Source organism: Litchfieldia salsa, from assembly GCF_900104555.1.
GTDB classification, from domain to species: Bacteria; Bacillota; Bacilli; order Bacillales; family Bacillaceae_L; genus Litchfieldia; species Litchfieldia salsa.
Genome location: NZ_FNJU01000001.1, coordinates 679,559 through 704,757, shown reverse-complemented (window position 1 = coordinate 704,757; position 25,199 = coordinate 679,559). Strand labels below are relative to the sequence as shown.

At 35.7% G+C, this 25,199-nt stretch carries 28 protein-coding genes; 18 read left to right on the top strand and 10 right to left on the bottom strand.

The window, feature by feature from the left end; genetic code table 11:
• Nucleotides 1–17 precede the first annotated feature (17 nt).
• The 3 genes from BLQ56_RS03075 to BLQ56_RS03065 all read right to left on the bottom strand — a co-directional run bounded on the left by BLQ56_RS03075 (nt 18) and on the right by BLQ56_RS03065 (nt 2,079).
• Nucleotides 18–707 carry a GTP pyrophosphokinase gene (locus tag BLQ56_RS03075; protein ID WP_090850113.1) on the bottom strand — a complete coding sequence of 230 codons (690 nt, stop codon included), beginning with the start codon at nt 705–707 and terminating at the stop codon, nt 18–20.
• A gap of 81 nt (nt 708–788) precedes the next feature.
• Complete coding sequence (locus BLQ56_RS03070; RefSeq protein ID WP_090849763.1) at nt 789–1,433, bottom strand: TetR/AcrR family transcriptional regulator; 645 nt, start codon at nt 1,431–1,433, stop codon at nt 789–791.
• A 145-nt stretch (nt 1,434–1,578) separates the two neighbouring features.
• A complete protein-coding gene (locus tag BLQ56_RS03065) occupies nt 1,579–2,079 on the bottom strand; it encodes a hypothetical protein (protein WP_090849761.1) in 501 nt (166 codons plus the stop codon).
• Between the two features lie 327 nt (nt 2,080–2,406).
• Here BLQ56_RS03065 and BLQ56_RS03060 point away from each other — a divergent pair, with 327 nt between their 5' ends.
• The 4 genes from BLQ56_RS03060 to BLQ56_RS03050 all read left to right on the top strand — a co-directional run bounded on the left by BLQ56_RS03060 (nt 2,407) and on the right by BLQ56_RS03050 (nt 10,663).
• Nucleotides 2,407–3,498, top strand: a complete 1,092-nt coding sequence (locus BLQ56_RS03060; RefSeq protein WP_090849759.1) for a GGDEF domain-containing protein — start codon at nt 2,407–2,409, stop codon at nt 3,496–3,498.
• A 207-nt stretch (nt 3,499–3,705) separates the two neighbouring features.
• The gene (locus BLQ56_RS23315; RefSeq protein WP_175490170.1) at nt 3,706–3,855 is read left to right on the top strand and encodes a hypothetical protein; all 150 of its coding nucleotides are present in this window, start codon (nt 3,706–3,708) and stop codon (nt 3,853–3,855) included.
• Between the two features lie 230 nt (nt 3,856–4,085).
• The gene (gene ppnP, locus BLQ56_RS03055) at nt 4,086–4,400 is read left to right on the top strand and encodes a pyrimidine/purine nucleoside phosphorylase (RefSeq protein WP_090849757.1); all 315 of its coding nucleotides are present in this window, start codon (nt 4,086–4,088) and stop codon (nt 4,398–4,400) included.
• A gap of 257 nt (nt 4,401–4,657) precedes the next feature.
• Nucleotides 4,658–10,663 (top strand): lamin tail domain-containing protein, encoded by a 6,006-nt coding sequence (locus BLQ56_RS03050; RefSeq protein ID WP_090849755.1) that lies wholly within the window; start codon nt 4,658–4,660, stop codon nt 10,661–10,663.
• A gap of 98 nt (nt 10,664–10,761) precedes the next feature.
• Here BLQ56_RS03050 and BLQ56_RS03045 read toward each other — a convergent pair whose 3' ends face one another.
• Nucleotides 10,762–11,832, bottom strand: a complete 1,071-nt coding sequence (locus tag BLQ56_RS03045) for an AI-2E family transporter (RefSeq protein ID WP_090849753.1) — start codon at nt 11,830–11,832, stop codon at nt 10,762–10,764.
• Nucleotides 11,833–12,034: 202 nt separating this feature from the next.
• Between BLQ56_RS03045 and BLQ56_RS23310 the strand changes: the two genes are divergently transcribed.
• The gene (locus BLQ56_RS23310; RefSeq protein WP_175490169.1) at nt 12,035–12,187 is read left to right on the top strand and encodes a hypothetical protein; all 153 of its coding nucleotides are present in this window, start codon (nt 12,035–12,037) and stop codon (nt 12,185–12,187) included.
• A gap of 74 nt (nt 12,188–12,261) precedes the next feature.
• On the opposite strand, the gene BLQ56_RS03040 is transcribed toward BLQ56_RS23310, so the two are convergent.
• The gene (locus tag BLQ56_RS03040) at nt 12,262–13,329 is read right to left on the bottom strand and encodes a hypothetical protein (RefSeq protein WP_090849751.1); all 1,068 of its coding nucleotides are present in this window, start codon (nt 13,327–13,329) and stop codon (nt 12,262–12,264) included.
• 85 nt (nt 13,330–13,414) lie between these two features.
• Here BLQ56_RS03040 and BLQ56_RS03035 point away from each other — a divergent pair, with 85 nt between their 5' ends.
• A complete protein-coding gene (locus BLQ56_RS03035; protein ID WP_175490168.1) occupies nt 13,415–13,786 on the top strand; it encodes an Hsp20/alpha crystallin family protein in 372 nt (123 codons plus the stop codon).
• Nucleotides 13,787–13,797: 11 nt separating this feature from the next.
• The gene (locus BLQ56_RS03030) at nt 13,798–14,064 is read left to right on the top strand and encodes a spore germination protein (RefSeq protein WP_090849747.1); all 267 of its coding nucleotides are present in this window, start codon (nt 13,798–13,800) and stop codon (nt 14,062–14,064) included.
• A gap of 49 nt (nt 14,065–14,113) precedes the next feature.
• Here BLQ56_RS03030 and BLQ56_RS03025 read toward each other — a convergent pair whose 3' ends face one another.
• The 4 genes from BLQ56_RS03025 to BLQ56_RS03010 form a co-directional block, all read right to left on the bottom strand.
• Nucleotides 14,114–14,422: a hypothetical protein gene (locus BLQ56_RS03025; RefSeq protein WP_274380200.1), complete on the bottom strand. Its 309-nt coding sequence runs from the start codon at nt 14,420–14,422 to the stop codon at nt 14,114–14,116.
• A 42-nt stretch (nt 14,423–14,464) separates the two neighbouring features.
• Nucleotides 14,465–14,971, bottom strand: a complete 507-nt coding sequence (locus BLQ56_RS03020; RefSeq protein WP_090849743.1) for an Hsp20/alpha crystallin family protein — start codon at nt 14,969–14,971, stop codon at nt 14,465–14,467.
• Between the two features lie 182 nt (nt 14,972–15,153).
• Nucleotides 15,154–16,035 (bottom strand): ATP-binding protein, encoded by an 882-nt coding sequence (locus tag BLQ56_RS03015; protein WP_274380199.1) that lies wholly within the window; start codon nt 16,033–16,035, stop codon nt 15,154–15,156.
• Between the two features lie 33 nt (nt 16,036–16,068).
• The gene (locus BLQ56_RS03010) at nt 16,069–16,254 is read right to left on the bottom strand and encodes a hypothetical protein (protein ID WP_090849739.1); all 186 of its coding nucleotides are present in this window, start codon (nt 16,252–16,254) and stop codon (nt 16,069–16,071) included.
• A 198-nt stretch (nt 16,255–16,452) separates the two neighbouring features.
• Between BLQ56_RS03010 and BLQ56_RS03005 the strand changes: the two genes are divergently transcribed.
• The 7 genes from BLQ56_RS03005 (at nt 16,453) to BLQ56_RS02975 (ending at nt 22,300) form a co-directional block, all read left to right on the top strand.
• Complete coding sequence (locus tag BLQ56_RS03005) at nt 16,453–17,295, top strand: halocarboxylic acid dehydrogenase DehI family protein (protein WP_090849737.1); 843 nt, start codon at nt 16,453–16,455, stop codon at nt 17,293–17,295.
• A 69-nt stretch (nt 17,296–17,364) separates the two neighbouring features.
• On the top strand, nt 17,365–18,423 hold the full coding sequence (locus BLQ56_RS03000; protein ID WP_090849735.1) for a C40 family peptidase: 1,059 nt from the start codon (nt 17,365–17,367) through the stop codon (nt 18,421–18,423).
• Nucleotides 18,424–18,686: 263 nt separating this feature from the next.
• Nucleotides 18,687–19,349, top strand: coding sequence for a 7-cyano-7-deazaguanine synthase QueC (gene queC, locus BLQ56_RS02995; protein WP_090849733.1), 663 nt, complete (start codon nt 18,687–18,689; stop codon nt 19,347–19,349).
• 3 nt (nt 19,350–19,352) lie between these two features.
• Nucleotides 19,353–19,835 (top strand): 6-carboxytetrahydropterin synthase QueD, encoded by a 483-nt coding sequence (queD, locus tag BLQ56_RS02990; RefSeq protein ID WP_090849731.1) that lies wholly within the window; start codon nt 19,353–19,355, stop codon nt 19,833–19,835.
• The gene (gene queE, locus BLQ56_RS02985; protein ID WP_090849729.1) at nt 19,828–20,556 is read left to right on the top strand and encodes a 7-carboxy-7-deazaguanine synthase QueE; all 729 of its coding nucleotides are present in this window, start codon (nt 19,828–19,830) and stop codon (nt 20,554–20,556) included. The genes queD and queE overlap by 8 nt, the downstream gene beginning before the upstream one ends.
• Nucleotides 20,557–20,607: 51 nt before the next feature.
• Nucleotides 20,608–21,171, top strand: coding sequence for a GTP cyclohydrolase I FolE (gene folE / locus BLQ56_RS02980; RefSeq protein ID WP_090849728.1), 564 nt, complete (start codon nt 20,608–20,610; stop codon nt 21,169–21,171).
• A 175-nt stretch (nt 21,172–21,346) separates the two neighbouring features.
• Nucleotides 21,347–22,300, top strand: a complete 954-nt coding sequence (locus BLQ56_RS02975) for a glycine-rich domain-containing protein (RefSeq protein ID WP_090849726.1) — start codon at nt 21,347–21,349, stop codon at nt 22,298–22,300.
• 123 nt (nt 22,301–22,423) lie between these two features.
• On the opposite strand, the gene BLQ56_RS02970 is transcribed toward BLQ56_RS02975, so the two are convergent.
• Nucleotides 22,424–22,720 carry a hypothetical protein gene (locus BLQ56_RS02970; RefSeq protein WP_090849724.1) on the bottom strand — a complete coding sequence of 99 codons (297 nt, stop codon included), beginning with the start codon at nt 22,718–22,720 and terminating at the stop codon, nt 22,424–22,426.
• Between the two features lie 221 nt (nt 22,721–22,941).
• On the opposite strand from BLQ56_RS02970, the gene BLQ56_RS02965 reads away from it, so the two are divergent.
• From BLQ56_RS02965 to BLQ56_RS02950, 4 genes are all read left to right on the top strand, one after another.
• The gene (locus BLQ56_RS02965) at nt 22,942–23,442 is read left to right on the top strand and encodes a redoxin domain-containing protein (protein WP_090849722.1); all 501 of its coding nucleotides are present in this window, start codon (nt 22,942–22,944) and stop codon (nt 23,440–23,442) included.
• A 33-nt stretch (nt 23,443–23,475) separates the two neighbouring features.
• Entirely contained in the window at nt 23,476–23,910 is a 435-nt protein-coding gene (locus tag BLQ56_RS02960) for a glycine/sarcosine/betaine reductase selenoprotein B family protein (protein WP_090849719.1), read from the top strand.
• Between the two features lie 27 nt (nt 23,911–23,937).
• On the top strand, nt 23,938–24,177 hold the full coding sequence (locus BLQ56_RS02955; protein ID WP_090849717.1) for a hypothetical protein: 240 nt from the start codon (nt 23,938–23,940) through the stop codon (nt 24,175–24,177).
• A gap of 171 nt (nt 24,178–24,348) precedes the next feature.
• Entirely contained in the window at nt 24,349–25,173 is an 825-nt protein-coding gene (locus BLQ56_RS02950) for an aldo/keto reductase (protein ID WP_090849715.1), read from the top strand.
• Nucleotides 25,174–25,199: the final 26 nt, after the last annotated feature.

The following is a 25,199-nucleotide window of genomic DNA, read 5'->3' as shown; positions in this document are numbered from 1 at the left end:
ATGGGCTGACTTTTTGATTAATTTTTCATTTGAATCAATGACTCTAGTAGGTTTAATGGAAGACGAAATTGATCTTCATTGATAGTGATTAATGTTTCCTCTTTTTTTTGTTCTGCCGCTTTATGTTCTAGTATTTCTTTATTGAGACGTTCCATTTTTAAGTCTAAAGCATTTGCAGTTGTTGCAGCTTCTTTTAATTCTTGGACTAAATTCTCTGGAATTTCTTTATTATATTTATAATAGATCTTATGTTCTAAGCTAGCCCAAAAATCCATTGCAATCGTTCGAATTTGAACTTCTACAAAAACCTTTTCTTCACGGTCTGACATGAAAATCGGAATTTCTATAATCATGTGAAGACTTTGATACCCATTTGGCTTTGGGTGTTTAATATAGTCTTTTGTTTCAATGATGGTAATATCCTTTTGACTTTCGAGCATATTTTTCAATTTATAAATATCTGAGATAAATGATACTGTAATTCTTAGTCCGGCAATATCCCTAATATTATGTTTAATCGAATCTAAGGAAAGTGGGCACCCTTTTTTAAGAATCTTTTTGAAAATACTTTCAGGTGATTTTACACGAGAGCTCACATGTTCGATTGGGTTATAATCATGGATATAATTGAATTCTTCTTTTAATATATTTAATTTTGTGTTCATTTCATCTAATGCAAATTTATAGGCCATCATGAATCTTGTCATCTCAAGTTTGAGTTTTTTGATGTCCTTAAAATCTATTTGTTCTGAAATCACTTTTTTTATCCCCTTTAGAGTGGATTATTATTACTTGTTCGTTTTTAGTTGTTCCAATTTTTCTGGAGGAAACACTAATCGACATATAACTTTAGCTAGATGTTGGAAATCTTCTTTCTTTCGGCCTTGAATCATTGCCTCAGGTATTTGTTCTGACAATAGTAAGATTGACCATGCAACAGTCTCTACATTTAAATCATCCCATACTAAACCTTGTTTTTTGGCGCTTCTTAAATTACTTATAATCCTTCTTAACATTTTACTTCGAATTTCTTCAAAAAGCTCAGCTAGTTGTGAATCCTTTACAAGTAGTTCAGGTAATAAAAGGTTCAAATTTAGTTGATCAAGTTGTTTATAGTGCTCTTCTAATCGGATCGCCAAATAGCTCTCTGGATTGTTAGTTGTCCAGTCGTGTATGGGGGGCAAAAGTCTATCTAATTGTTCGTTCATTAGAGACATCATCAGTTGCCGTTTGTCGACAAAATATCGATAGAAAGTTCCTGTGGCAACACCAGCGTGTGCAGCAATCTCCTTCGCATTCGTTTGCTCATACCCTTGTTCAATAAACAACAGTCGTCCACTTTCAAGCAAAGCCTGTCTTTTGGCTTGGGCTCGTTGTTGCTTAGGTACATAAGGATATTCACCAATTACCTTTTCATCTTGATGCTCTGACATCCTTATCACCTCTAACATATTTTAACATAAAAACACAAAACATGAAATAGGGTTCAGGTTTTGTGTTGGTGTACGGGGACGGTTCTTGTGTTTCATTTAAAATATAAAAAAGAAACACTAGAACCGTCCAATTTGGACCTAGTCGTTATTCATTAATTTCGTAAACTAATGTATCAAATAATTTTCCGTTAGTATAAAGCAATATTCCCCATTCTCCTGCCTTTGGAATGTTTACACTAGAAGGTGCGTGTGCATCTGCTCCATTATTCTTTCCTCCGAGGCCTATCGTCCAACCTCTTGTTATGAGTTGATGAATAGTTCCCGTTTCTTTGTGAAGGCCCACGACAGTTAGTTGGGTTTCTGTCGGATTTTCAATGCCCCAAAGGTGCCACATCCACTTTTGGTTGGTGTTAAGACTTGGCATATCAGCGCCAATAACACCTGATTTATATTCATTCCCGATAATATTGTTATTGAACGTCACAGCTTTTAGGTCCCAATCAACAGCCTCCAAATCGCTTTCTCTAACAAAGGAGGGTATATCATCAGGTAAAGTTAACTTGCTTTCAACAGTGTCACTTGTAGAACAACCTAAAACCCAAAAAATCATACTAAAAAAAATAAACCCCATAAGTACCTGTTTCAAATATTATTCCCCCTAAACAATATGTAATTACCTTATAATGTAAATTATACCATTATTTAGAATGTTGTTGGAGACTTAATAGTATTTTACTCAATAATTCTACAGACGAGTTTATCTTACTTTCTCATTGTCACTTTTATAAATGGTATAAAAAAATTAAGATTACTTGATTTGGTACTTAATATCTGATTATGAATGGGTTATAATTTGATAAGATAAAGTCGTGGAACCTTATTATGAGATGGCGCTTTTTTGCTCTCCTTGATAGTATTTACTAGGTTTTTTGTGAATTTTGACAATAATATAGAATGAGAGCTGAAGGCAGCGATGGAAAATCATAATGGATCTAGGATGAATTATAAATTATGGTCTGAGAAGATATTATATTTTTATTGGGTGATGGTTATAGTGTCGATTATTGGCCAGATTATTGGGCTAATTGTAACAGTCTACTATAATCCTGAATACGTAGGCGGATTTTTAGTAAAGCAGCTTGTACTCCCGACAGGTATTCAATTGATTATCATACTAGTGTGCTTGTACATTATAAAAGTAAAACAAGTATATAGTTCTAAGGTTTTGACAATGGCGGGTACATTAGTGGCTCTCGTTATTATTTTAATACACCCTAATGTTCAAGGGTTGCAAGTCATTCTATTGCTTCCGATGGCTGTGTCATTAATCTATTTTGATAAAAGGAAATTGCGCTTTAGCTTAACTATTAATTTGTTTGCGTTAACAATCATTTATTTGTTCCCATCTATAAGAATGGCGGCCACAGAGTATGATTACATTTCCTACTTATTTGCGTTATTAGCCGGTTATTTTATCTATTCAGCTGTACTACAAAGGGGAAATGAAGTACTTCAAACCCTTAGACAATCTTCTGAAAAAGAAAAAGAGTTAATTGTCAAAAGTACGATGATGGAACGGATGTCGAAGATTGATGCACTCACAGATTTATATAACCATAAAACATTTCAAGAATATCTAGATCACCTTGTTGGACAAAGTAAGAACTACAATATGCCCCTTCAACTAGCCATAATCGATATTGATAACTTTAAAAATATTAATGATACCTATGGACATAATATAGGGGATCTAGTTTTAAAGCGTGTAGCAGACGCAATTCGAGAAAGAGTTACAGAGGAAGATATTGTTGCTCGATATGGTGGAGAAGAATTTACAATTATACTAACTAACAAAAATATTGAAACAGCTTACCATACTGTCGAGGCAATCAGAATACATGTTGAAAATTTACAACATGCTGAAATGGAAAATGGGAAAGTGACAATTAGTATTGGTTTGAAAAACTATCATCACAACCTAACGAAAGTAGAGTTTTTCCAACAAACAGATGCCCTTCTTTACCAAGCAAAACGCAGTGGAAAAAATAAAGTCATCTATGAATGAAACGAGGTTCTCATATATCATTTTTGGCTCGCCCCTTGTGTTAAAGGATACAGTCTATAGAGATTAGAAAAAGGTGTACCATTAGGTGCACCTTTTTTCTGTTATTTCAATTGACTGAGTATAATCTTGTATTCATCTGGGAAAAACGAGCAAAATAAAAATGTTAATTAAGTTAATTTTAGAAAAAATATAAAGCAGGTGGTTTATATGGATAAGAAAAAAGAACGAGGTAGAAAAGAGCCAGATTTAGTGAGTTTGAATATGGGAGAAGATAAGGAAGTGTTAGAAATTAGCTCGACAGGTTACGGGTTAGAATCAACGAAAGTAGAAAAGTTTGAAAGTAGAACAAAAGAATAGCTTGTTGGACGGTTCTCGTATTTCATTCTACGGGAAATCAATCAGGTCATTAAGAAGTTTATAAGGTTAAATAAGAGTGCTATCAGTTTAGCGCTCTTATTTATTTTCAATAAGATTAAGGTTACGATTATATAAATGTGTATAATATAAATAGTTTTAATTATTTATGTATTCTGATTACTATTTATGTTAAAGTAGGATTACTTTGAATTGAAGGGGAGATTACGCAGATGGAACAATTTAATAACGTATCTATCATTAAAAAAGCAAATACATACCAAGATGGAAAAGTATCTAGTAGAACGGTTTTGTTTGAAGATGGAACAAAAAAGACTTTAGGAATTATGTTACCTGGAGAATATGAGTTTTCTACTGATTTAAAAGAAGAAATGGACATTGTTGCTGGGCACTTAGAATATAAATTGCCAGGTGAGGATTGGAAAGAGATTAACGGAAGCGGAGTCTTTTATGTCCCTGCTAATGAGAAGTTTCAATTGAAAGTATATTCAGTTGTTGATTACTGTTGTTCATACTTAGCAGAATAAAATAAGGGGGCGGTTTTCATGTTTCGTTGAGACATGAGAACCGTCCCTTTTTCTTTCCTTTTTCTTTTTAAAGGAAAGTTTACCATATTTTTACATAGCCTTAATAATTAACCTGTACGATGAACAGAGGTACAAAATTCGGGATTTCTTTTAGGTAGTTTTGTAGATTTATGTATAAGTTTCATGCTTATTGAAGCAGAAATGTAAAAGCTACTGCCGTGAATCTCGAAAATGATGAAACCTCAAGGAGGCAGGTTATGAGACGAACCAATACGAGGAAATTAAGTGTAATATCTGTTGTTTTTTGTATGTTATTTGCAAGCTTTAGTTCAGTCATACCTCAACAGATTATTTTTGCTGAGGGGGTGGATTCTGATCAATCAATTATTACATACACTGAAGAACAAAATGCAAACGTTACCGAAGGAAAAGGTAGCACACTAAAACAATCGATAGATTTAGAAACAGAGGGGCAGGATACAAAATCTGCTGAAGCACAAGGGGAACTAGTTGAACCCACAGTTCCTACTGAAGATGAAAACAAAACTGAGCTAGAGACTGAACCCAATGTAACTGACTCAACAACCCCACCAACGAATGAAATGACTCCAGAGACTGTAGAAATACCACTAACCGAAACGACTCAAGAGACCGTGGAAGGACAACCAACTGAAACGGCTCAAGAGACATCAGAAATTAATCCTGCCATAGAGCCAGACAAACCATCTACTGAACAGACAACCAAGGAAGAAGTTGTTATTGATTATAATAATCTACCAGAACTACTAGTCACAGAGATAATGCCAAATAATCTTGGTGCAGACGAATATGAATACTTTGAGGTCTATAATAACTCAGATCAACAACTAGTATTAGACCATCATACTTTTGCAGTTCGCTATACAGACAGTAGCAACAAAGCCGACGTGAATATGGTATTTGAACCTGTTGTGATAGATTCAAAGGAAACGCTAGTATTTTGGTTAAATGTTAAAAATAAATCACTATCTGATTTTAATCTTCACTACCAAACATCATTAATAGAAGATCAAGTTGTAGAATATAGTGGTGCCCCTGGATTTTACAATAGTGGCAATCGTGCAGTCGTAATTAAAAGCCACAGTAGTGAAGATATTGTTTTTGCTAACTATCTTAAAGAGGATATTGGGGATGGATTAGTAGTTAATTTTTCATATCCAATAGATGGGATAGAAATGCAGAAGTTTGAAACTAAAGTAACGCCTACACCTGGAGTAACAAAGCCTGGACAAGTTCCAACCCAAACGGTAATTTCTGAAAAAAATGAAGTGCCAACGATCGACCATACACCAGTTACAGCTGTAACAAATGAAAATGATTTAGTGATCTCTGCAACTATTACAGATGATCACAAGGATGAAGCGGTAAGTCTTTATTTTAAAATGAATGAAGAGACTGAGTTTCAGAGAGTTTCAATGGAGAAAATAGAAGAATCCACATATCAAAAGGTTTTTCCAAAAGAGAGTTTAGCTATTGGGACTGTTGAATACTTTCTTATGGTTACTGATCAGAATCATCGTGTAACATACCCTAGCAATAATGAGGAAACAATTGAAGTAACAATTGAACAGGTTATCCCAGAGGTGATTGATTATAATACCTATCCACACCTATTAGTTACTGAGATTTCACCAAATTCAGCAGGTGGTGGAACAGATTACTATGAGTATTTTGAACTCTATAATAATAGTAATCAACCTCTTACTTTAACAAACTATGCTTTTGTTTATAAGTATACTGACACTAGGAAAGAAGTTCAGTTTCAAATTCCTGTGGTAACGATTGAACCACAAGAAACGCTTGTACTTTGGTTTAATAACGGAGATAAAAGCTTAACAGACTTTAACAATCATTTTGCTACTAATCTAACAAGTGATCAAGTGGTTGAATATAGAGATGCTTTTCCTGGCTTCGCAAATGGAGGAAACCGTGCCATTGTCATTAAAAACAATGAAGGTACTGAAGTTGTTTCCGCTAGTTACTTAGGTTCGGAAAATGATAACACGGGTGCAGATATTTCATATAAGTATCCTACAACAGGAACAGAAATGTTGAAATATCAAGTGTTAACAACTCCTACCCCAGGGCTAATTGATTCTGTCCAAGTGCCAATCCAGCCTGTTGAATTAGAGGGTACTCCGACAGATTCAACTGCACCAATCATTGAACATGAAGCTATACATGATCCAGCTGTTGCATTCTCACCTGTCAAAGTAGAAGCAAGAATTACGGATGATGTAGCCGTGCCACTTGCCACTCTGTTTTATAAGGAGGAAGGAGCGGCTAGCTTTAAATCGGTATCAATGAGTGCTGGAAGTGATCCGAGTAATTATTCTGTTGAAATTCCTGGTACTGAAGTAACGAAAACCCTTGTTTACTATATCGCAGCAACAGATGGGATAAATGAAGCACAGACAGAGGAATTGAAGATTGAAGTTGAACAGTCAAAGGTAGATTTTCAACAACTACCATCGTTTTTAGTCACAGAGGTACTTCCTGATTCTACGAATGTTGACGGTGCAGATGGGTATGAGTTCATTGAGATTTTTAACAACACAAATAAAGAGATTAATTTTAAAGACTATAAAATTAATTACCGTTATGGAGATGATCCGAACTCAGATGTTGTTTGGGCTTCAGTCCCCGATGACATTATTGTTCCACCAGGTGAAACCTTGGTGTTTTGGATTATTAATGCTAAAAATGGAAACCAAACAGTGGCTGATTTCAACTCGGTATTTGGGACAAGCTTAGTTGAAAATCAGGATATTGTTCGTATTCACAGTGCAGGAATGGCAAATGGAAGTATGCGTGGATTAGTGGTAGCAACAAATACAGGGAAAGAAGTTGCGGTCGCTTACTATAATGATGTGACAAATGTAGACGATTCAATGCCAAATAAGGGAATCGTTTATAAGTATCCAACTGATAAGTCTACGAAAATGTTGAAGGTGAGCAATGGTCTTTTACCAGCAACACCAGGATCTCTTGAGGAATACCAAGTGCCTGTGAAATCGGTTATGGTTGAAGAAGACACGGTACAACCAACGGTTCAGGACTTAACAACTGTATCAACAGTTGACCAGGAGGATGACATTGAGATTGTTGCGAAAGCGGATGACAATATGTCAGTGAAAAGTGTTCGTTTGTTTTACAAAACGAACGGATTAGAATTTTCAGAGGCAATTTTAAAAGAAAACTATGATGATTCTTTATACCATCATGTGATTTATTCTCCTAATTTAATAGGAAAAGAGTATGTTGAGTATTATTTTGTTGTGTCAGATGGAAAGAATGAAGTGACAAGTGATACAAAGCGTATTTCGATTACGAATACGATTGATGATTCAAGTCTTCGTTTAAATGTGAAGGATGGAGAAATTGTTAAAGGTGAGAAAGTATTAAAAGGTACGTCCAAGGATAGCTTACCTGGAGATGTGAAGCTAAGCATTGATGGGTTAGAATTAATAGAAGGTCAATATCAATCAGTGGAAAATGAAGTATATATTGCCCTTGAAGCAAATGGGTTGAATACGTATTTTAAAAATGCGATTACAATGGGTGACGATGTTCTTTACTTAATGGATAAGGATTGGTTGTCAGAATGGAAAACGTATAAAGTGGCGATTGAGCCAGAACGAATTGTCCTTGGAAACAACACGATAACAGTTCGTTCAGGAAATAAAGCCTCACCATTTGATTTAGAATCTGCAGAAAATCGGGATGACTATGACCTCCGAAATGTGCGTTTAATTTTAGCAGATGGAACGGTCCTAAGAGATGCAATATATAGTGACCCCAATCAAGTAATCAAAATGAATGATGCTAATCCATTTGTTGATTTTCAATTTGAAATCACAGAAGATCATTCACGTTCTAAAACTTATAAGTGGGATACGTCTAGTTATAAGGACGGGGAGCATATTGTTACCGTTCAAGATCAGGATGAAGAACACTCAGCAGCGGTATTAGTCGATAATACTGCACCTATCATCGATACAAATGTTGTTGAGGGTAAAGAGTATAAAGGTACGATTGATATTACGGTAGATGCAACAGACGAAATCGCTGGGATCGATTCAGTTGAAGTGATGCTTGATGATAAAAAAATCGAGGTTCCTTATCAAACTTCTTCTGGGGCTTTGGCACCTGGTGAACATAAACTTTCTGTTGTTGCAACAGATAAAATTGGAAACCAGTCAGACACAATCATTTATTTTTCAGTTGTAAACGAAAATCCTTTGAATCCTGAACTAGATTCTCAGGATGAAACGGGTGATCCAAAGCTAAGGGTGAAAGTGACAGACCCTACTGGTGATGATATGGATGTTACCTTTTATCAAGGTTTTAAATATGATATTACAAATAACGTGACTGCATTCGCAAATACGTCTGAAACGGAGCCACCAAGAATGATGGTGCCACAAGGTGAGCAATCTTTTAATACGGACAATAAGACGTTAGTTGCGAAAAAAGATGGGAACTATTCAATTACAGATTCAACGACAGAATTTCCTTATCATCGATTTGATGTAATGATTGATGAGGCTGTTGATGAAAATGATCGTGTTGAACTAGAGTGGAGCGGAAATTCTCTAGAAGGAAGAAAGGTATCGATGTACGCTTGGAGCCACAAGACGAACAATTGGAATCTAATTGATTATAAGATTGCAGAAATTGAAGATTTTGAACTAAAAGGTAGGGTTGAAGTTTCTGAGTATGTAAAAGATGCAAAAATCAATGTGCTTGTTCAAGACGAAATCCCAGCAACACCAGATGAGTATGATTACACCTTTGTATGGATGTCTGATACACAATACTACTCTGAAAGTTATCCGTATATTTTTGACAGACAAACACAATGGATTGCCGAGAAGCAGGAAGAAATGAAGATTAAATATGTTTTCCATACAGGTGATTTAGTTGATGAGGCTGATAAGGAGTATCAATGGTTACATGCGGATAACTACATGAAGGTCCTTGATGATCAAGAGATCCCATATGGAGTATTAGCGGGTAATCATGATGTAAATCAAGTGACCAATGATTATACTCAATATTATCAATATTTTGGGGAAAATCGTTTCAAGGAAAAGCCATATTACGGAGGATCTTACTTAAACAACCGTGGACATTATGATTTGATCTCAGTAGATGGTAATGATTATATTATGGCCTATCTTGGATGGGGTGTAACTGACGAAGGTATTGCATGGATGAATGAAGTTTTAGCTGCACATCCAGATCGTAAGGCAATTCTAAGCTTTCATGAATATTTATTATCAACAGGCACAAGACATCCTCTTGGGGAAAAGCTCTATAATGAGATTGTTGTGCCAAACGAGAATGTCATTGCAGTATTAAGTGGTCATTATCATGAAGCACAAACACTGATTGATAGGATCGATGATAATGGTGATGGGACACCAGACAGAGCCGTATATCAAATGCTTGCTGATTATCAGGCTGGTCCTGAGGGTGGACAAGGATATATGAGATTGCTGCATTTTGATACTGATCAAAATCGAGTAATGGTTAACACGTATTCGCCATATTTGGATGATTACAACTATTATGATACTGATAAGTATGGTGCAAAAGATGAGTTCATAATGGAACTCGATTTAGAAGCGAAGCAAAAACGTGTAGCAACTGATTATTTTACCGTTAATGTTTTCACAGATACAGAGATTGGTAAGGATGAGAATGTTCCTAGTGGAGACTTTGCCGAAGTCACTTGGACTGGCTTAACTGAAGGCCAAACTTATTCATGGTATGCCGTTTCAGAAGATGGTCATACAGGAAAGACGGTTTCTGACATTTGGTCCTTTGTGAAGGGAGCAAATGTCGAAGTGGAACCTAAGCCTGTACCAGGTGATGAGGTAAATCCAAAACCAGTCGAGCCAGGACAGGGGAACGGGGAAGAACCTAAACCGGCTGATCCTGGGCAAGGTGATGGAGAAAATCCACAACCAACTGAACCAGCACCAAATGATGGTGAGGATTCTGGAGCAGACAAACCAGAAAATGACAACTCATCGGAAAAAGAAGATAAAGAACAAACCAGGGAAGAGACAGCCCATAAAGACAAATCAAATGAAAAAGGAAAGACACTTCCAACAACAGCAACAAATGCCTTTAACCTTTTATTAACAGGGTTAATAATCACACTCCTTGGAATTTGGATGAGACGTGGGGACGGTTCTCGTGTGTCAAAAGGATGATGTAAACTACTAAAGGCGTTCTATATATCCTAAACTGAAAATATGAAAAAGGGGATGGTTTTGGGCTCAGAAATGAGACATCAGAACCGTCCCCTGTTCTATTCTGCAAAGTGAAGGTGGTAGAAACGGTATATATTTTTAATGGTTACTTTGATTACAGAGTAGAATGGGACTGCGATTAATATTCCAATAAATCCGTACAGGGTTCCTGCAGTCAACAATAACAGGATTACGGTTAAGGGATGGATAGATAACTTGTTTCCAATGATTAGAGGAGCTATTATGTTTCCTTCTAATTGTTGGACAATCAATAATAATATTAATATTTGCAAGATCATGAATGGATCGATCACTAATGCAACCAATATTGCAGGAAGTATGCCTAAGGCTGGTCCAATAATTGGAATCACTGCTGTGAGGGTGATAATTATTGCAAGGACCAACGCGTAATCTAAACCAATGATGAGATAGCCAATATACATTAGTAATCCATTAACTAAAGCAACCATCATTTGTCCACCTATATAAGTCGATAAGGTTTTATCGATATCATTGAGCAATCTCCTGCCTTCCTCCTTATGCTTATCAGGAAGAAAATGTAAAAGAAAAGGCTGTAACTGATGTCCATCCTTTAAAAAATAAAACAAGATAAATGGAACAACTAATAGTACGGTAAAAAAATTAGCTAGTGAAGCTAAGATGTTTGTCACATCTTCACTCAAGTGTTTACTTTGATTTTCTATGTAGTTAAGAAGTGTTTGCTTCCCTTCGTCATATGAATAAAATCCGAAACTGTTAGTATTAATTAATTCCTTAGTCATTTCTTCGTTTTGATCTATTAATGATGGAATATCTTCTTCGAATTGCTGGACTTGAGTAACAATTTGATCTCCTATAGAAAATCCTCCAAAAACTAAACTTCCTATTATTGATAAAAATACGAAAACAACAGCTAATGTTCGCGGAATGAATTTCACTTTAGATAGAAGATTGACAACCGGTTTTAAAAGATAATATAAAAATCCAGATAAGATTAAAGGAAAAAACAAAATGGTAATAAAACTATTGATAGGTTCAAAAATAAATTGCACCTTACTCAAAAGATAGATAGTGAAAAGAACCAATGTGATTCCTGACATGTATTTAAAGAAAGGATGCTTAATCCACATATAATAATCCCCCCAGGAAAAGACTTATAGAGTTCTTTTCCCTATATATGAAAGAGGAAACATGTTGTAGTGGTGGTGCAAGGGGACGGTTCTCATGCCTCATTTGAGACATGAGAACCGTCCCCTCACCCTAGTGAATACCAATGCTGCTTATTGTCATAATAATGAAGAGTTCAAAATGAATATAAGGAGGAGATTTTTGATGAGTAAGAAAACTGAGGATCAGGTTAGTGGAAAGAAGTATAAGGGAATAGATTTACAAGGTCATACAGATCTTCTGGAATCAAAAGAAGGTGTAACTGTTCAAGAAGATGGTTTCCGTTATGATTATGATGATTCTTCGGATTTAAAGTAAGGAACAAAGGCCATCCTTTACTAACAGGACCTATCCTCAAAGTAACGGTGCTTCATTCGTTGGGGATAGGTGTTTTACAATTGAAGTTGTAAATATTCTAGTAAGATAAAAATGGGATATTGGTTTAGACTTTCAAGGAGAGTAGCGAAAAGATAACCTTGTTCTTCTGGAGTGAGTTCGTTTAGGTTAAGTTCATTAGTTATATTGCAAGTGTTATCTAATATAAGTTCGTAAAGATTATCCAAGAATTCTACTGCATCGCCATTTTCCATCACTTGATGAAGTAAATGATAGTAGAAATGTCTTAAAGTATCAGGTTGTTCAACGAGTTCCTCAAATGATGAAGGAAGTGTATCTAAGTCAAATGTACTTTTTATAGTGTCTACTATTGTTTGAATTGTCGCTATATTACTTTGTGTTTCATTAATAGCAGCTGTAAGTTTGCTTTTAATTTTAGTCATTTTACTTTTATATTTACTGAGGTAGTTAGGGAAGTTTGATTCAAGCAAACAACCAATTACTAATAGTGTTTTCGCTTGTTCTTCTATATAGTCAGCGAGAGAAATATAGACTTCATCTTCAAAATTCGGCTTCGTGATGTTAATCCTTGGGTTAATGCTCTCGTTTAATAACTTCAATGTATTTTCGTAGAAAGTAGTGAATTCATCGGTTGATTTCCACTGCTCATTCATAAACTCCCAAACTTTTATTAATATCTGTTCATGAACACTTAAAGACTGAAAGAAGGAAGGGGTATTTTCGATTGCTAGTAATGTATTTATTCCATTATACATCGCTTTTATTTCACCAGTTGCATGCTCCGAAGGAATTTCTTTGTTTTGTGACTCTTTCCTCTTTTCAGTAATTCCTAACCCGACAGTTCCGGTATCTTCAATTTCTTTAATGATGATTTCGCCGATGTAAAACCTATGTATTCCATCAGAGTCAGCTAGTTCATTTTGCGTCAATTGTCCTAACTGGAAAGTTCCTTTTACCTTTTCAAGCTTCACACCTTGAATATAATACTCATATACATTTGAATAATTAATATAGGAGTTTAACTGTTGAATCTGCTGTTGTAGGGAATGAATTTGTTGCTTCAATTGGAGAATATGTTCGTCGTTAGATTGATTGGAATGCATGTTCCACACTCCTTATGAAAATCTTTTCACACTTTTTAGCTTTACGAATAGACTATATAATACTTATTCCATTGGAGGGGTTAATATGTATTACGATAGTGATCACCAGTTTGGTTCACAGAGGACATCAACAGTTAAACATCGTAATCATCAACAAAAAGCGGTCCGTACTCCAAGGATCGATTTCGTTGAAACGGAAAATCAATATTATATTCGTTTAAGCATTCCGGGTGTGAAGAAGGAAAATTTAGAAATCAATATTAATCAAGAAGGCAACCTTGAAATTAAGGGGAAAGTGATCACAATCCTCCCTGAAAATACTAAAAATATTATATTTCAAGAAATCTATCAAGGGCCTTTTCATCGATTAATAAAGATTCCAAATTCAATTGATAAACAGAGTGTTCAATTCAGTTATAACAGCGGGATTTTAGAAGTATCTATTAATAAAGGATAGGGTGTGGGAACATGGCATTTGGTGATAATGAACCAGTTGGCATTGTGTTTCTTGGTGGGATAAAGGTCAACCAAATGGAAACCAATGCTTCTTTTGCAGTAGGAGAGTCTTTCTTTCAGTCTTTGGAAAGCCAAGTTAAAAATAACCTTATCGCCGGACAAATATTTGGAGATTTCGATTTTAACAATATCCAACCGATAGCCTCACATGTATATGATCCAGATGGATTTGATAATATTATGCCGATTGCTCAATCATCTTTAGGGTTAGAGGACTAACAATAAGAAAAACACTTCAATTTGATATGAAGTGTTTTTTTATGGAATATTATGACCATTGATTGTATCTGCTAGGGTAGTTATAAAATCTAGGATCTGGCTGCTGAAGATAAGGAGTTGTATAATAAGGATTATAGTGTTGATAGGAGCTACCCGGGTTGATATTGCTATCTCCCCTTTGCATGTCAGGATCATTTACAGGTGATTGGTAAGGGCTCATATTTATGTAAGACCCATCACCATATGCACTACCTACACCATTGGTGGTTTTTGCTGAGCTTGATAAATCTTCGTAATACCCCTTTCCAACAACCAATGAAGAAGTTCCAGATAGACTAAATACTTTGAAATTTCCTATATTAATTTCGATTTTTGGAATGATGTTCTCCTCCTAGCTTGGTTAGAAGTCAAAAGGAATGTCTAACTCGTCACTTACTTTTTTAAACGTATAAGTTAGTACCCCATCCTCATAACTTGATGTGTAATCTGTTGTTTTTACAGATCGTTTAAGGGATATTTCTCTTACATACGTATTTTGTGGAAGTTCGCTCGATAATAACGACATTGCCCGATTTGGTCTCAATGATTTTAATTTCATTTTAAGTGTAAGGAGTTGATCAGTATTGAATTCGATTTTCGTGTGATTAATACTTGTCAATCCAGGTGCTACAATTAATAAGTAAATATTCTCGTCACTTTCCCAAATCTCAACCGGTATCCTTTGAGACTGTTTTTTTTTGTTCGAACCTAAACCTTGTATATCACCCCAAAAATCATCATTTAACATAGAGTGGTATTGTTTAACCATCTTTTTCATTTCATGCAATGATTCTGGGTTTATTTGTGATTGAGGAATCGCACTAAACGGAAATCCATCTTTTTTATTAAAAAACTCCATTGGATTCATGTAACCTCACCCTTTCATTCCTTTTCATCGTTATTGTATTCAGGCAGATGTCTATGGGTGAGGGACACGTGGGCTATTCTCATGGGAAAACTAAAAAAGCAACTAGTCTTCCGTATAATAAAGTAAATACGTCAGACAGTTGCTAATGCATAGTGCTCTTATTTAATTTAATACCAACCAACCTAAGCGTTCATTGGAATTTCCATAAGAACACATGTCCCATTACAATTACTATCAATTAACATTGCCCCTTTATGAGCATTAATGATTCTTCTTGTAATTGATAAACCTAATCCGATTGAATTTTCTTTTGTTGTGAAGAAGGGTAGTTCAATCTTTTCAAAGATGGATGGATGAATCCCATGGCCGTTATCTGTGACAGTTATGGATAATTGGTGAGGAACCAGACTGGATACTTTTACATTAATTTTCCCATTCGTTTCGATAGCATCAATTGCATTACGAAGTAAATTTTTGAAAACTTGTTTCATTTGGGTATAGTCAGCATGAACATTGCAAGTCACTTCCATCATAGAAACTAACATAATATTTTTTAAATAACATTCTTCCTCAAACTCTTTGAAAAGATTGTTGATTAATTGATCAACTGAAAATTCACGTTTTATAAGGGCAGGGGGTTTCGTTGTTAATTCAAAATCCTTTAAAACATCCCTAATGTTATCAACCTCACGAAGAATGATGTTCGAATAGGAAGAATTGTTGTCTAAGGATAATTGCAGGAAACCCCGAATGACTTGAATTGAATTTCCGATTTTGTCAGATATTCCTGCTGTTAGTGCTTCAAATTGCTTTAATTGTGATTGAATGTTGTTCGAATCGTTCTCAACCTTAGAGATTAAAGAAACAATCATATCAGCAAATAATTGTAACTTATCTACATGATCTTTTGTAAATAAAAATGGATCCGGATCTATTGCGCAAATGGTTCCAAATATAGTTCCATTTTCTAGGAAAATCGGTATCCCTAAATAAGAGCCAACATTACAATCATAGATAACATCCATGTTGCAGGTAGAAGGATTGTGCTTTGTGTTATGTATGATAAGTGGCTCACGGCCACCTGTGAAAATTAATGATCATACGATATCATTTAGTACCATTGACTCACCAGTATTTACAAGGGAGCCGTTTTTGCTATTTCGAGCCTTAAGAATTGAGAATACACCGTTTCCAGTTCGAGAAACAAACATGCTTCTTGTACCAATTAGCTCCTGGGACATCCTAAGGATTAAGTCAATCTTCTCTTCAAGCATTTTGCTCATTAGAGTTTCCTCCTTTTGGGGCATATTCAACTTATTTTTTTGCTTATTATAATTATTCAACAAGTAAAGGTAAGAATCCTTCTGTCTGTTATAAATGGAAATGTTTACCTAACCCCTTGTTTCTGTAAGGACAGTTTGGTTTGTTCTTTTATAAGAGGTCTAAAAATAAAATGAACAAAGAGGTTAGGGGGAATAGAGATGTTCAAACCGCAGTTTGGGATACCCGAAATTTTTGAAAGTCAAGCCCATGGCATGCTAGAGACCATTTATGAAGACATAAAATTTGTATTAAAGGTACCTATCGTTAATTTTGTCTTTCGTACACTTGCTTATTATGAGACTTTTTTGCAACTTTCATGGAATCAAGTTAGGCCGAACCTACTCACGCGAAACCTAGAATTTTCGGCTTCTCAATTAAGATATCCTAAAATATCATTTCAACCTTCGGAAATCAAATGGAATCAAATGTACTCGGACGAAACGGTGCAAACGATAAAAAAAACCCTTTTTATTTTTAATTATGTGAATCCTAAACTTCTTGTAATAACAACAAGTTGGCAAGAAGCCTTAGGATATAGACCAATTAATGGAGGGGCAACTAATGAGGGGTTTATTCAGCCAGGAGTAATACCAGACCTCCCAAAACCAGAGTTGATCCATATTCCTTCAGCAAGTATAAGGACAAAAAACTTGTTGTCAGACATAATAGACAAGAAAAAGAGCTATGATGCAGCAAGTGATTATCGTGCTTTGGCTTATTTTCCAGGTTTTCTAACAAGGGCTTGGCCTTCGATTAAAGAGTATATTGGAACTAGTGAATATACGCTTTTAGGGGAGGAAATAAAAAATAAAGCGAGAAAATTAGTACACGAGAAATCACCATATCCAGTAACATTGTCATCGGAATTTCTTCAGACCTTCTATTCTCCTAAAGAAGTCGCAGGAATTATGGGCATTATATCAATGTTTACAACACATATTTCTGATTTAATAATCGAAGGAGAATGCCTCAGAAGAACGATTGATGGGGAGCCTTCTTAGTATAAATTTTGGATCCTTAACAGATGATATCAATAGGTTAAAACATTATCTGTAAAGGGGAATATGGTTATGGGAAGAGACGTACTACAAAGAATTAGAAGAACGATTGTGGCAATTTTAATCTTAACTTTGACATTTAGTATGTTACTTCCGGTACATGCACAAGTTCAGAAAGTACCTACTGCGGGGATCGCAATTAATGGAAAAGTTGTTGATGGAATTAATCCAATCATAATTAACGGCAAATATCATCTGCCATTTTTACAACTGTCGAAAATACTTGGTTACAATAATATCAAATATGAGCAAAAAACAGGGACATATCAAGTAACTGATGGTTCTACAATCATTAGAATGACGATGGGTGGAACGAGAGCTAAGAAGAGTAACGAGTATATTAATATTGAACCACCTCGTTGGAATAATAATACAGCTTATGTGTCAATGAACGCAGCTGGAGCTCTATTTAATGTATATATTTACTATAAAAAAGATAACGGGTCAGTACAGATACAGAGACCAGCAGGACAATATGTTGTACAATCAGGCGATACATTATGGACGATTTCAAGAGCTCACCATACAACTGTTGCGGATTTAAAAGCTGCAAATAACTTAACGACTAACATTATTTCAGTGGGTCAAAAATTAAAAATTCCAGCAAGAGATAAAACTCATGAACTAGAACCAATTCGAGAAAAAGAACCTGTACCAAATGATCACCATACAAAACTCGAGAACCAAAGACAAGGTGTCATAGCCGAGGCAAAGAAATACCTAGGTGCAGGTTATAAATTTGGGGCGTCACTGGCAGATGCACCTAAGTTATTTGATTGTTCTTCTTTCACAATGCTCGTGTTCCAACAAAATGGAATCCAACTGCCAAGAGTATCAAGAGATCAAGCAAGTAAAGGTTTTAATGTGAACGAGTTAAAAGCAGGAGATTTAATGTTCTTCACAAATAGTGAAATATACTCTGATGGAAGAATTGGCCATGTAGGAGTATATATGGGAGATGGTAGCATGATACATGCTTCCTCATCTAAAGGTGTTTCAATCACAAAAAATGTACTAACAAACCCTTACTGGGGTAAAAATTACCTTTTCTCAAAAAGAGTCATTCAATAATGGTATGAGGGGCTGTCATTAGTGCCTGGCACCACCGAAAACCTCAGGTATTAGTCGAGCTACACTCAATTAATAAGAAGAAACTGTGGAAGTGGTGCCTGGCACTTTGGATATGCCCCATGTTTCAGTTGTAGACATAAAATCAGCCTCGTGATAAAATCATGAGAGCAATAGAGGTTCTAGCACCCCTCGTTAAAAAAACTAAGAAGAAGCAGTACTTCTATCTTGGGGTACTGTTTTTTTATGTTAAGGGAGTTTATATGATGTTAAAAAACGAAAAAGCAATTATTGTGTTTAGTGGTGGACAGGATAGCACGACCTGTTTATTTTGGGCAATGAAGCAATTTAAAGAAGTAGAAGCTGTTACTTTTAATTATAATCAAAGGCATGTAACCGAGATTGAATGTGCCAAAAATATAGCATCGGAATTAGGGATTAAACACCATATTTTAGATATGTCACTTTTAAATCAATTAGCACCTAATGCATTAACGCGAGATGATATTGAAGTGAAAGACGGTGAAGAAGGAGAGTTACCTTCTACCTTTGTACCTGGGCGTAACTTGTTATTTATGTCATTTGCAGGGGTATTGGCAAGGCAAGTAAATGCCAAACATATTGTAACAGGTGTTTGTGAGACTGATTTTAGTGGATATCCAGACTGTCGTGATATTTTTATTAAATCTTTAAATGTCACGTTAAATTTATCAATGGATGCTCAGTTCGTCATTCATACTCCATTAATGTGGATCAATAAAGCTGAGACATGGGAAATGGCAGATGACCTTGGAGCGTTTGAGTTTGTTCAAGAAAAAACGTTAACTTGCTACAATGGAATCATTGCTGAAGGCTGTGGGGAATGTCCTGCTTGTAAACTTCGCCAAAAAGGGCTTGATGATTACTTAGAAATTCGAGGGGAGCGATAAGACATGTACGGTTTCCGGATTGTTGATAAGCTTCAGAAAATGGATGAGGATATTCGTCATAATCAGTTAAAATATCATAATAAACGTGTAATGGTCAGTAAGGAATTTACGTTTGATGCGGCACATCATTTACACGAGTATGATGGGAAATGTATGAATCTGCATGGACACACTTATAAAGTGATATTTGGAATTAGTGGTTATGTAGACGAGCGTGGCTTAATGATTGATTTTGGAGATATAAAGGATATTTGGAAAAATGAAATCGAAATTTTTCTTGATCATAAATATTTGAATGAGACACTTCCACCGATGAATACAACAGCTGAAAATATGGTTGTATGGATCTATGAAAAAATGAAAGAAGCATTAAATAAAGATGACAGACAAAAACAATATTTAGGTGCAAGAGTTGAATTTGTTCGTCTCTATGAAACTCCTACTAGTTTTGGAGAAGCAAGACGGGAGTGGATGGAAGGTGAGTAAAGTACCTGTGATGGAAGTTTTTGGTCCGACAATTCAAGGGGAAGGAATGGTGATCGGCCAAAAAACGATGTTTGTTCGAACAGCAGGCTGTGACTATTCTTGCTCATGGTGTGATTCATCTTTTACATGGGATGGAACTGGAATAGACTTGATTAAGCAAATGGACGCAGAAGAGATCTGGGCAGAGCTTGTTTCACATGGAGGCGAAGGTTTTTCATTTGTAACAATTTCAGGTGGGAATCCTGCACTCTTAAAAAATCTTAGCTACTTAATCAATCTATTAAAAGAAAAAAAGATTAAAATTGGATTAGAAACACAGGGAAGCAAATGGCAGGATTGGTTCCTAAATATAGATGAATTAACGATTTCACCAAAACCACCGAGTTCAGGTATGGAAACTGATTTTAACGCATTAGACATGATACTAGGCAAAATGAAGGCTACTGATAATCGAAATCAAACTAGCCTTAAGGTTGTAGTTTTCAATGATGAGGATTATAACTATGCAAAAATGGTTCACCTTCGTTATCCAGAAATCCCATTTTTCCTGCAAGTCGGTAATGAAGATAACAAAACGACTGATGATCAAATGCTTATTAATGAGCTATTAAAGAAATATGAATGGTTAATTAATAAAGTAATGGCAGACGATGAATTGAAAGACGTGAAAGTGCTACCTCAACTGCATACCTATATTTGGGGAAATAAGCGAGGCGTTTAGGTACTAGAAGTCTATATAATACTTTTTAGAAGATAGGTAGGAGGAAGCATAATGACAACGATCAATCATGCCCAAATCGAAGAGGCAGTTCGCTTAATATTAGAAGCAGTGGGTGAGGATCCAAACCGAGAAGGACTTTTGGACACTCCAAAACGTGTTGCAAAAATGTATGAAGAAGCTTTTTCAGGATTAAAAATTGATCCAAGAGAGTATTTTGAAACGATTTTTAGTGAAGATCATGAGGAGCTAGTATTGGTAAAGGATATTCCTTTTCACTCCATGTGTGAACATCATCTTGTTCCGTTTTATGGTATAGCACATGTAGCTTATATCCCACAAAATGGAAGAGTAGCAGGTTTAAGTAAGCTTGCTCGTGCGGTTGAAGCAGTATCCCGTCGTCCTCAATTACAGGAAAGAATTACATCAACAATCGCTGATACAATGATGCAAACATTAGAGCCTCATGGAGTAATGGTTGTCGTTGAAGCTGAACACATGTGTATGACAATGCGCGGGGTGAAAAAGCCTGGTGCAAAAACAGTCACTTCAGCGGTTCGAGGTGTATTTAAAACCGACAGTGATGCTCGAAAAGAAGTATTAAGTTACATTCGTTAATGAGATGTGGGGACGGTTCTCGTGTTTCTGAAACACGAGAACCGTCCCTGTATACCACACTCTTTCACCTATTTAGGTAAAAGAGTGTTTTTTTATAGTAATTTAATACAGAAATTCCCATAATTATGATTTAATAGGTGAAGGGATATATGTTTGATACAAGGAGGGGATTAAAATGTTTGAATTTATTATAGCAATCGGATTGTTTCTTTTTATTGTATTAATTGTTACAAAGAATATTAAACCTAGTAGAAGCAGGAGAAGACAACTTAAAAATGAGCCACCGCCAGGAAGTCTTGGTATCAGCATAGATGGTCAAGAAATGATTCAAGCGTTAGATAGGGCCCTCACTAATTCTTATGTAGAAAATGTGAAGAATCGGGTTTTACTGGAAAATCATAAATTGCAGGATTATGAGTTTGAGTGGACACTTTTTGAATTAAAACGTTATTTTATTATGAATAGTTTACTAAAGTCAGTTCCAATGTTTAGTACAAGAGTTGATGAAATATGGCATGAGATGCTTATGTTTACTAGAGATTATGAGAAATTCTCAAAAAGTTTTTACAAGGAAATTTTACATCACACGCCTAATTTAGAAAGTACACCCATACCTGGAGAAAGAGCGTTTTTTGATTGGGTATATTTAAGTTTATTTGAACTAACTTCTAATAGTAAGGAAATTTGGGGAGGGTTTTTACAGAACCCAATAAAACGTCAAATTCTCGATGATTTTAAGCATCTACCGGAAAAAGACTTACTTTCTAAATATTTTCGGAAAAATGAAGATTGGTTGGATGTGAAAAAACATTTAATTACTAAAATGAAGAATGAAATTAAACAAGCAGACTATGTGAAGGATGGAGATAGACCCCTTGGAACACCCAACTCAATGGGGGGACCACAGCTATATAATTATGCTCTTGGAGCGGTTGTCTTTTATTCGATTTATGAAGAAGAGCAATTTCAAGATCACATGAGTGAATTAATGCCAGGTGAATATAATAAAGAGCCTCACGGCACGGGATCCGCTTGCTCTGGTTATGCATGTAGCAGTTCCTCTGATGATTCAGGTGGAGATTCAGGGGGAAGTAGTTGTTCGAGTTGCGGGGGAGGTTGCAGTAGTTAAGAATGCAAATAAAGGTCTTTAAGAATGAAACGCTACATTCTTAGGACCTTTTTTATTTAAAGTAATTGCGATTAAGACACTACTGGCGGTAAGGTTTCCCCAGACTTTTAAGTTTGAAAGACTCTATTTTAAATATGAAAAATTAATCCTTGGTTCTGATTGAACAATAAGCTGTCCGTCTTTTTCTTCAAGCTCTAGTTTAAACGTATTTGGATTACCAGGGACTCTGATTTCTACAAAGACAGGAGTGACATTTTCCTGAATGTTAAACTGTACATATGTATGTGTGCCATGATGAAAACGGCGTAAGATCTTTTTATGTTTTTCCTCACAGAATAATGCCTCATGGAGATTACTACTAGTTAGTTCTTTCCCCATTAAAGTACCTAACCTTTCAATTACATCAGCCTTACTAATCATATTGTTCGTTCCCTTCATTTTATCTTTATTCTATTGTAATTGATTTACCTTGAAAAAATAAACTGGTATTTATTCAGATCCTGGGGCGAGAATGTTTCACTTTTTCATCTCACCTAATTTAACATAAGTCTAATCAATAAAAACAGGGATAAACTCTGTGAAGATGGACGATACTGAGGAGTGTTTTAAATTATATCTTATTAACAGAGAGGAGAGATATTATGCCACAAGGAGCTACTGAAACAAGTACCCTAAAGGTGGGTGATCAAGCACCAGATTTTACGTTAGATGCCCACGGCAACCGCAAAGTGACATTGAGTGATTTTCGCGGAAAGAATAATGTGTTTTTATGTTTTTATCCTCTAGATTGGACACCTGTCTGAGGAGCGCAAATGCCTTCATACGAGGATGATTTACCTCGCTTTGAAGAATTTGATACCCAGGTCCTGGGTATAAGTGTTGATAGTGTTCATAGTCACGAGGCATGGCAAAAATCCATTGGTGGTGTTTCATACCCACTGTGTTCTGATTTTTACCCACATGGAGAAGTATCAGAGAAGTACGGTGTTCTTCGAAAAAACAAGGATGAACCAGCATATGGAGCGTCAGAACGAGCTCTAATGATCATTGATAAAGAAGGAATTATTCAATTTATCGATGTTCATCCACTTGATCGACAACCAGACAATGAAGAATTATTTGACGTATTACGTAAACTTTAAAGATAAAATGTCAATATAAAAAGGAGGTTGTGTATGGAACTCTCGAGAAAAGCAATCCCATATACACCTATGGATAAGCCTTTGCATGAAACAACGATCATGATTGTTTCAACTTCAGGGGTACATCTTAAAGATCAAGAACCATATAATACTGACCCAGCTGAAGGGGATGCGACTTTTCGAATCATCCCGGGTGATGTAGAGTCAAAAGATTTAACCGTTACCCATGCTGCACCAAAGGATCACTATAATACAGATTATCCGAAAGAGGATATCAATTGTGTGTTTCCGATTGATCGTTTAAGAGAAATGGTTGATGATGGTGATCTTGGTGGTATTGCTGAAAAGCATATTACAATGATGGGTTATTCAATGAGACTTAATAAAATCAATAAAGAAACAATTCCAGCGCTTGTGAAAGAAGTCGTTCGTTCAAAAGCTGACGCTGTATTACTAACAGCTGGCTGACCGCTTTGTCACCGCACTGTAGTTACAGTGCAGCGTGGAATTGAAGCACAAGGAATTCCAACGACTTTGATTACACTCGATGTTGAGCAATCAAGTCTTATGAGACCTCCGCGTGCGATACATCCGAAGGGCTTTGAGTTTGGACATTCTCTAGGAAAGCCAAACGATAAGCAAACACAAATGAAGGTATTACAAGCTGCTCTACTTGAATTACCTGAAAGACAAGAACCTGGAAACATTCATGAAACTAATTTTCCTAGTTATTGATGTTTAGGGCAGAACCGAGGAATAAGAGGTGAGAATGATTCACCTCTTATTTTTATGGAGAAAAGTCATCTATGTTCACAACTTAAAGACTTATTAAGTGCAAGTATGAGTATAATAGAATATTCTTAGTTTATATATGTAAAGCTTTGGAGAAAAAAGGAGAGTGGAATGATGGAATTTGTCACATTAAATAACGGTTTGAAAATGCCACAGCTTGGGTTTGGTGTATGGCAGGTGCCTGATGAGCAAGCAGCCACTGCGGTTACAACAGCACTTGAAGTAGGATATCGATCAATTGACACAGCGATGATTTATAAAAATGAAAAAGGGGTAGGACAAGCGATAAGAAATTCTTCTGTACCGCGTGAGGAAATGTTCATAACAACTAAGGTATGGAATGGCGATCAAGGCTATAAGAAAACATTGCGTGCTTTTGATGAAAGCTTAGAACGATTAGGACTTGATTATGTTGATTTGTATCTAATTCACTGGCCAACTCCTCAGTTTGATGAATATGTGGATACATATAAAGCATTAGAGAAGCTATATAAGGATGGACGAGTAAAAGCAATTGGTGTATGTAATTTTGAGATCGAGCATTTAGACCGTATTTTGAATGAATGTGATGTCAAACCTGTATTAAATCAAATAGAGTGTCATCCATACCTTTCTCAAGTTGAGTTAAAAGAGTTTTGTGCAAAACATGAAATTTTTGTGGAAGCGTGGAGTCCTCTTGATCAGGGTGGAGAAGTATTAAGGGATGAAGTAATTAGTAAAATTGCGGAATCAGTTGGTAAAACTCCTGCACAAGTGGTATTACGTTGGCATTTACAAAACAATACAATCGTTATTCCTAAATCGGTCACACCATCTCGAATTGAAGAGAATTTTAATGTATTTGATTTCCAATTAACAGAAGATCACATGCAACAAATTCATAACATAAATCGCAACAGACGTAGAGGATCACATCCAAACGAAAATAATAAAAGGTAACATGGGGACGGTTCTGATGTTTCATA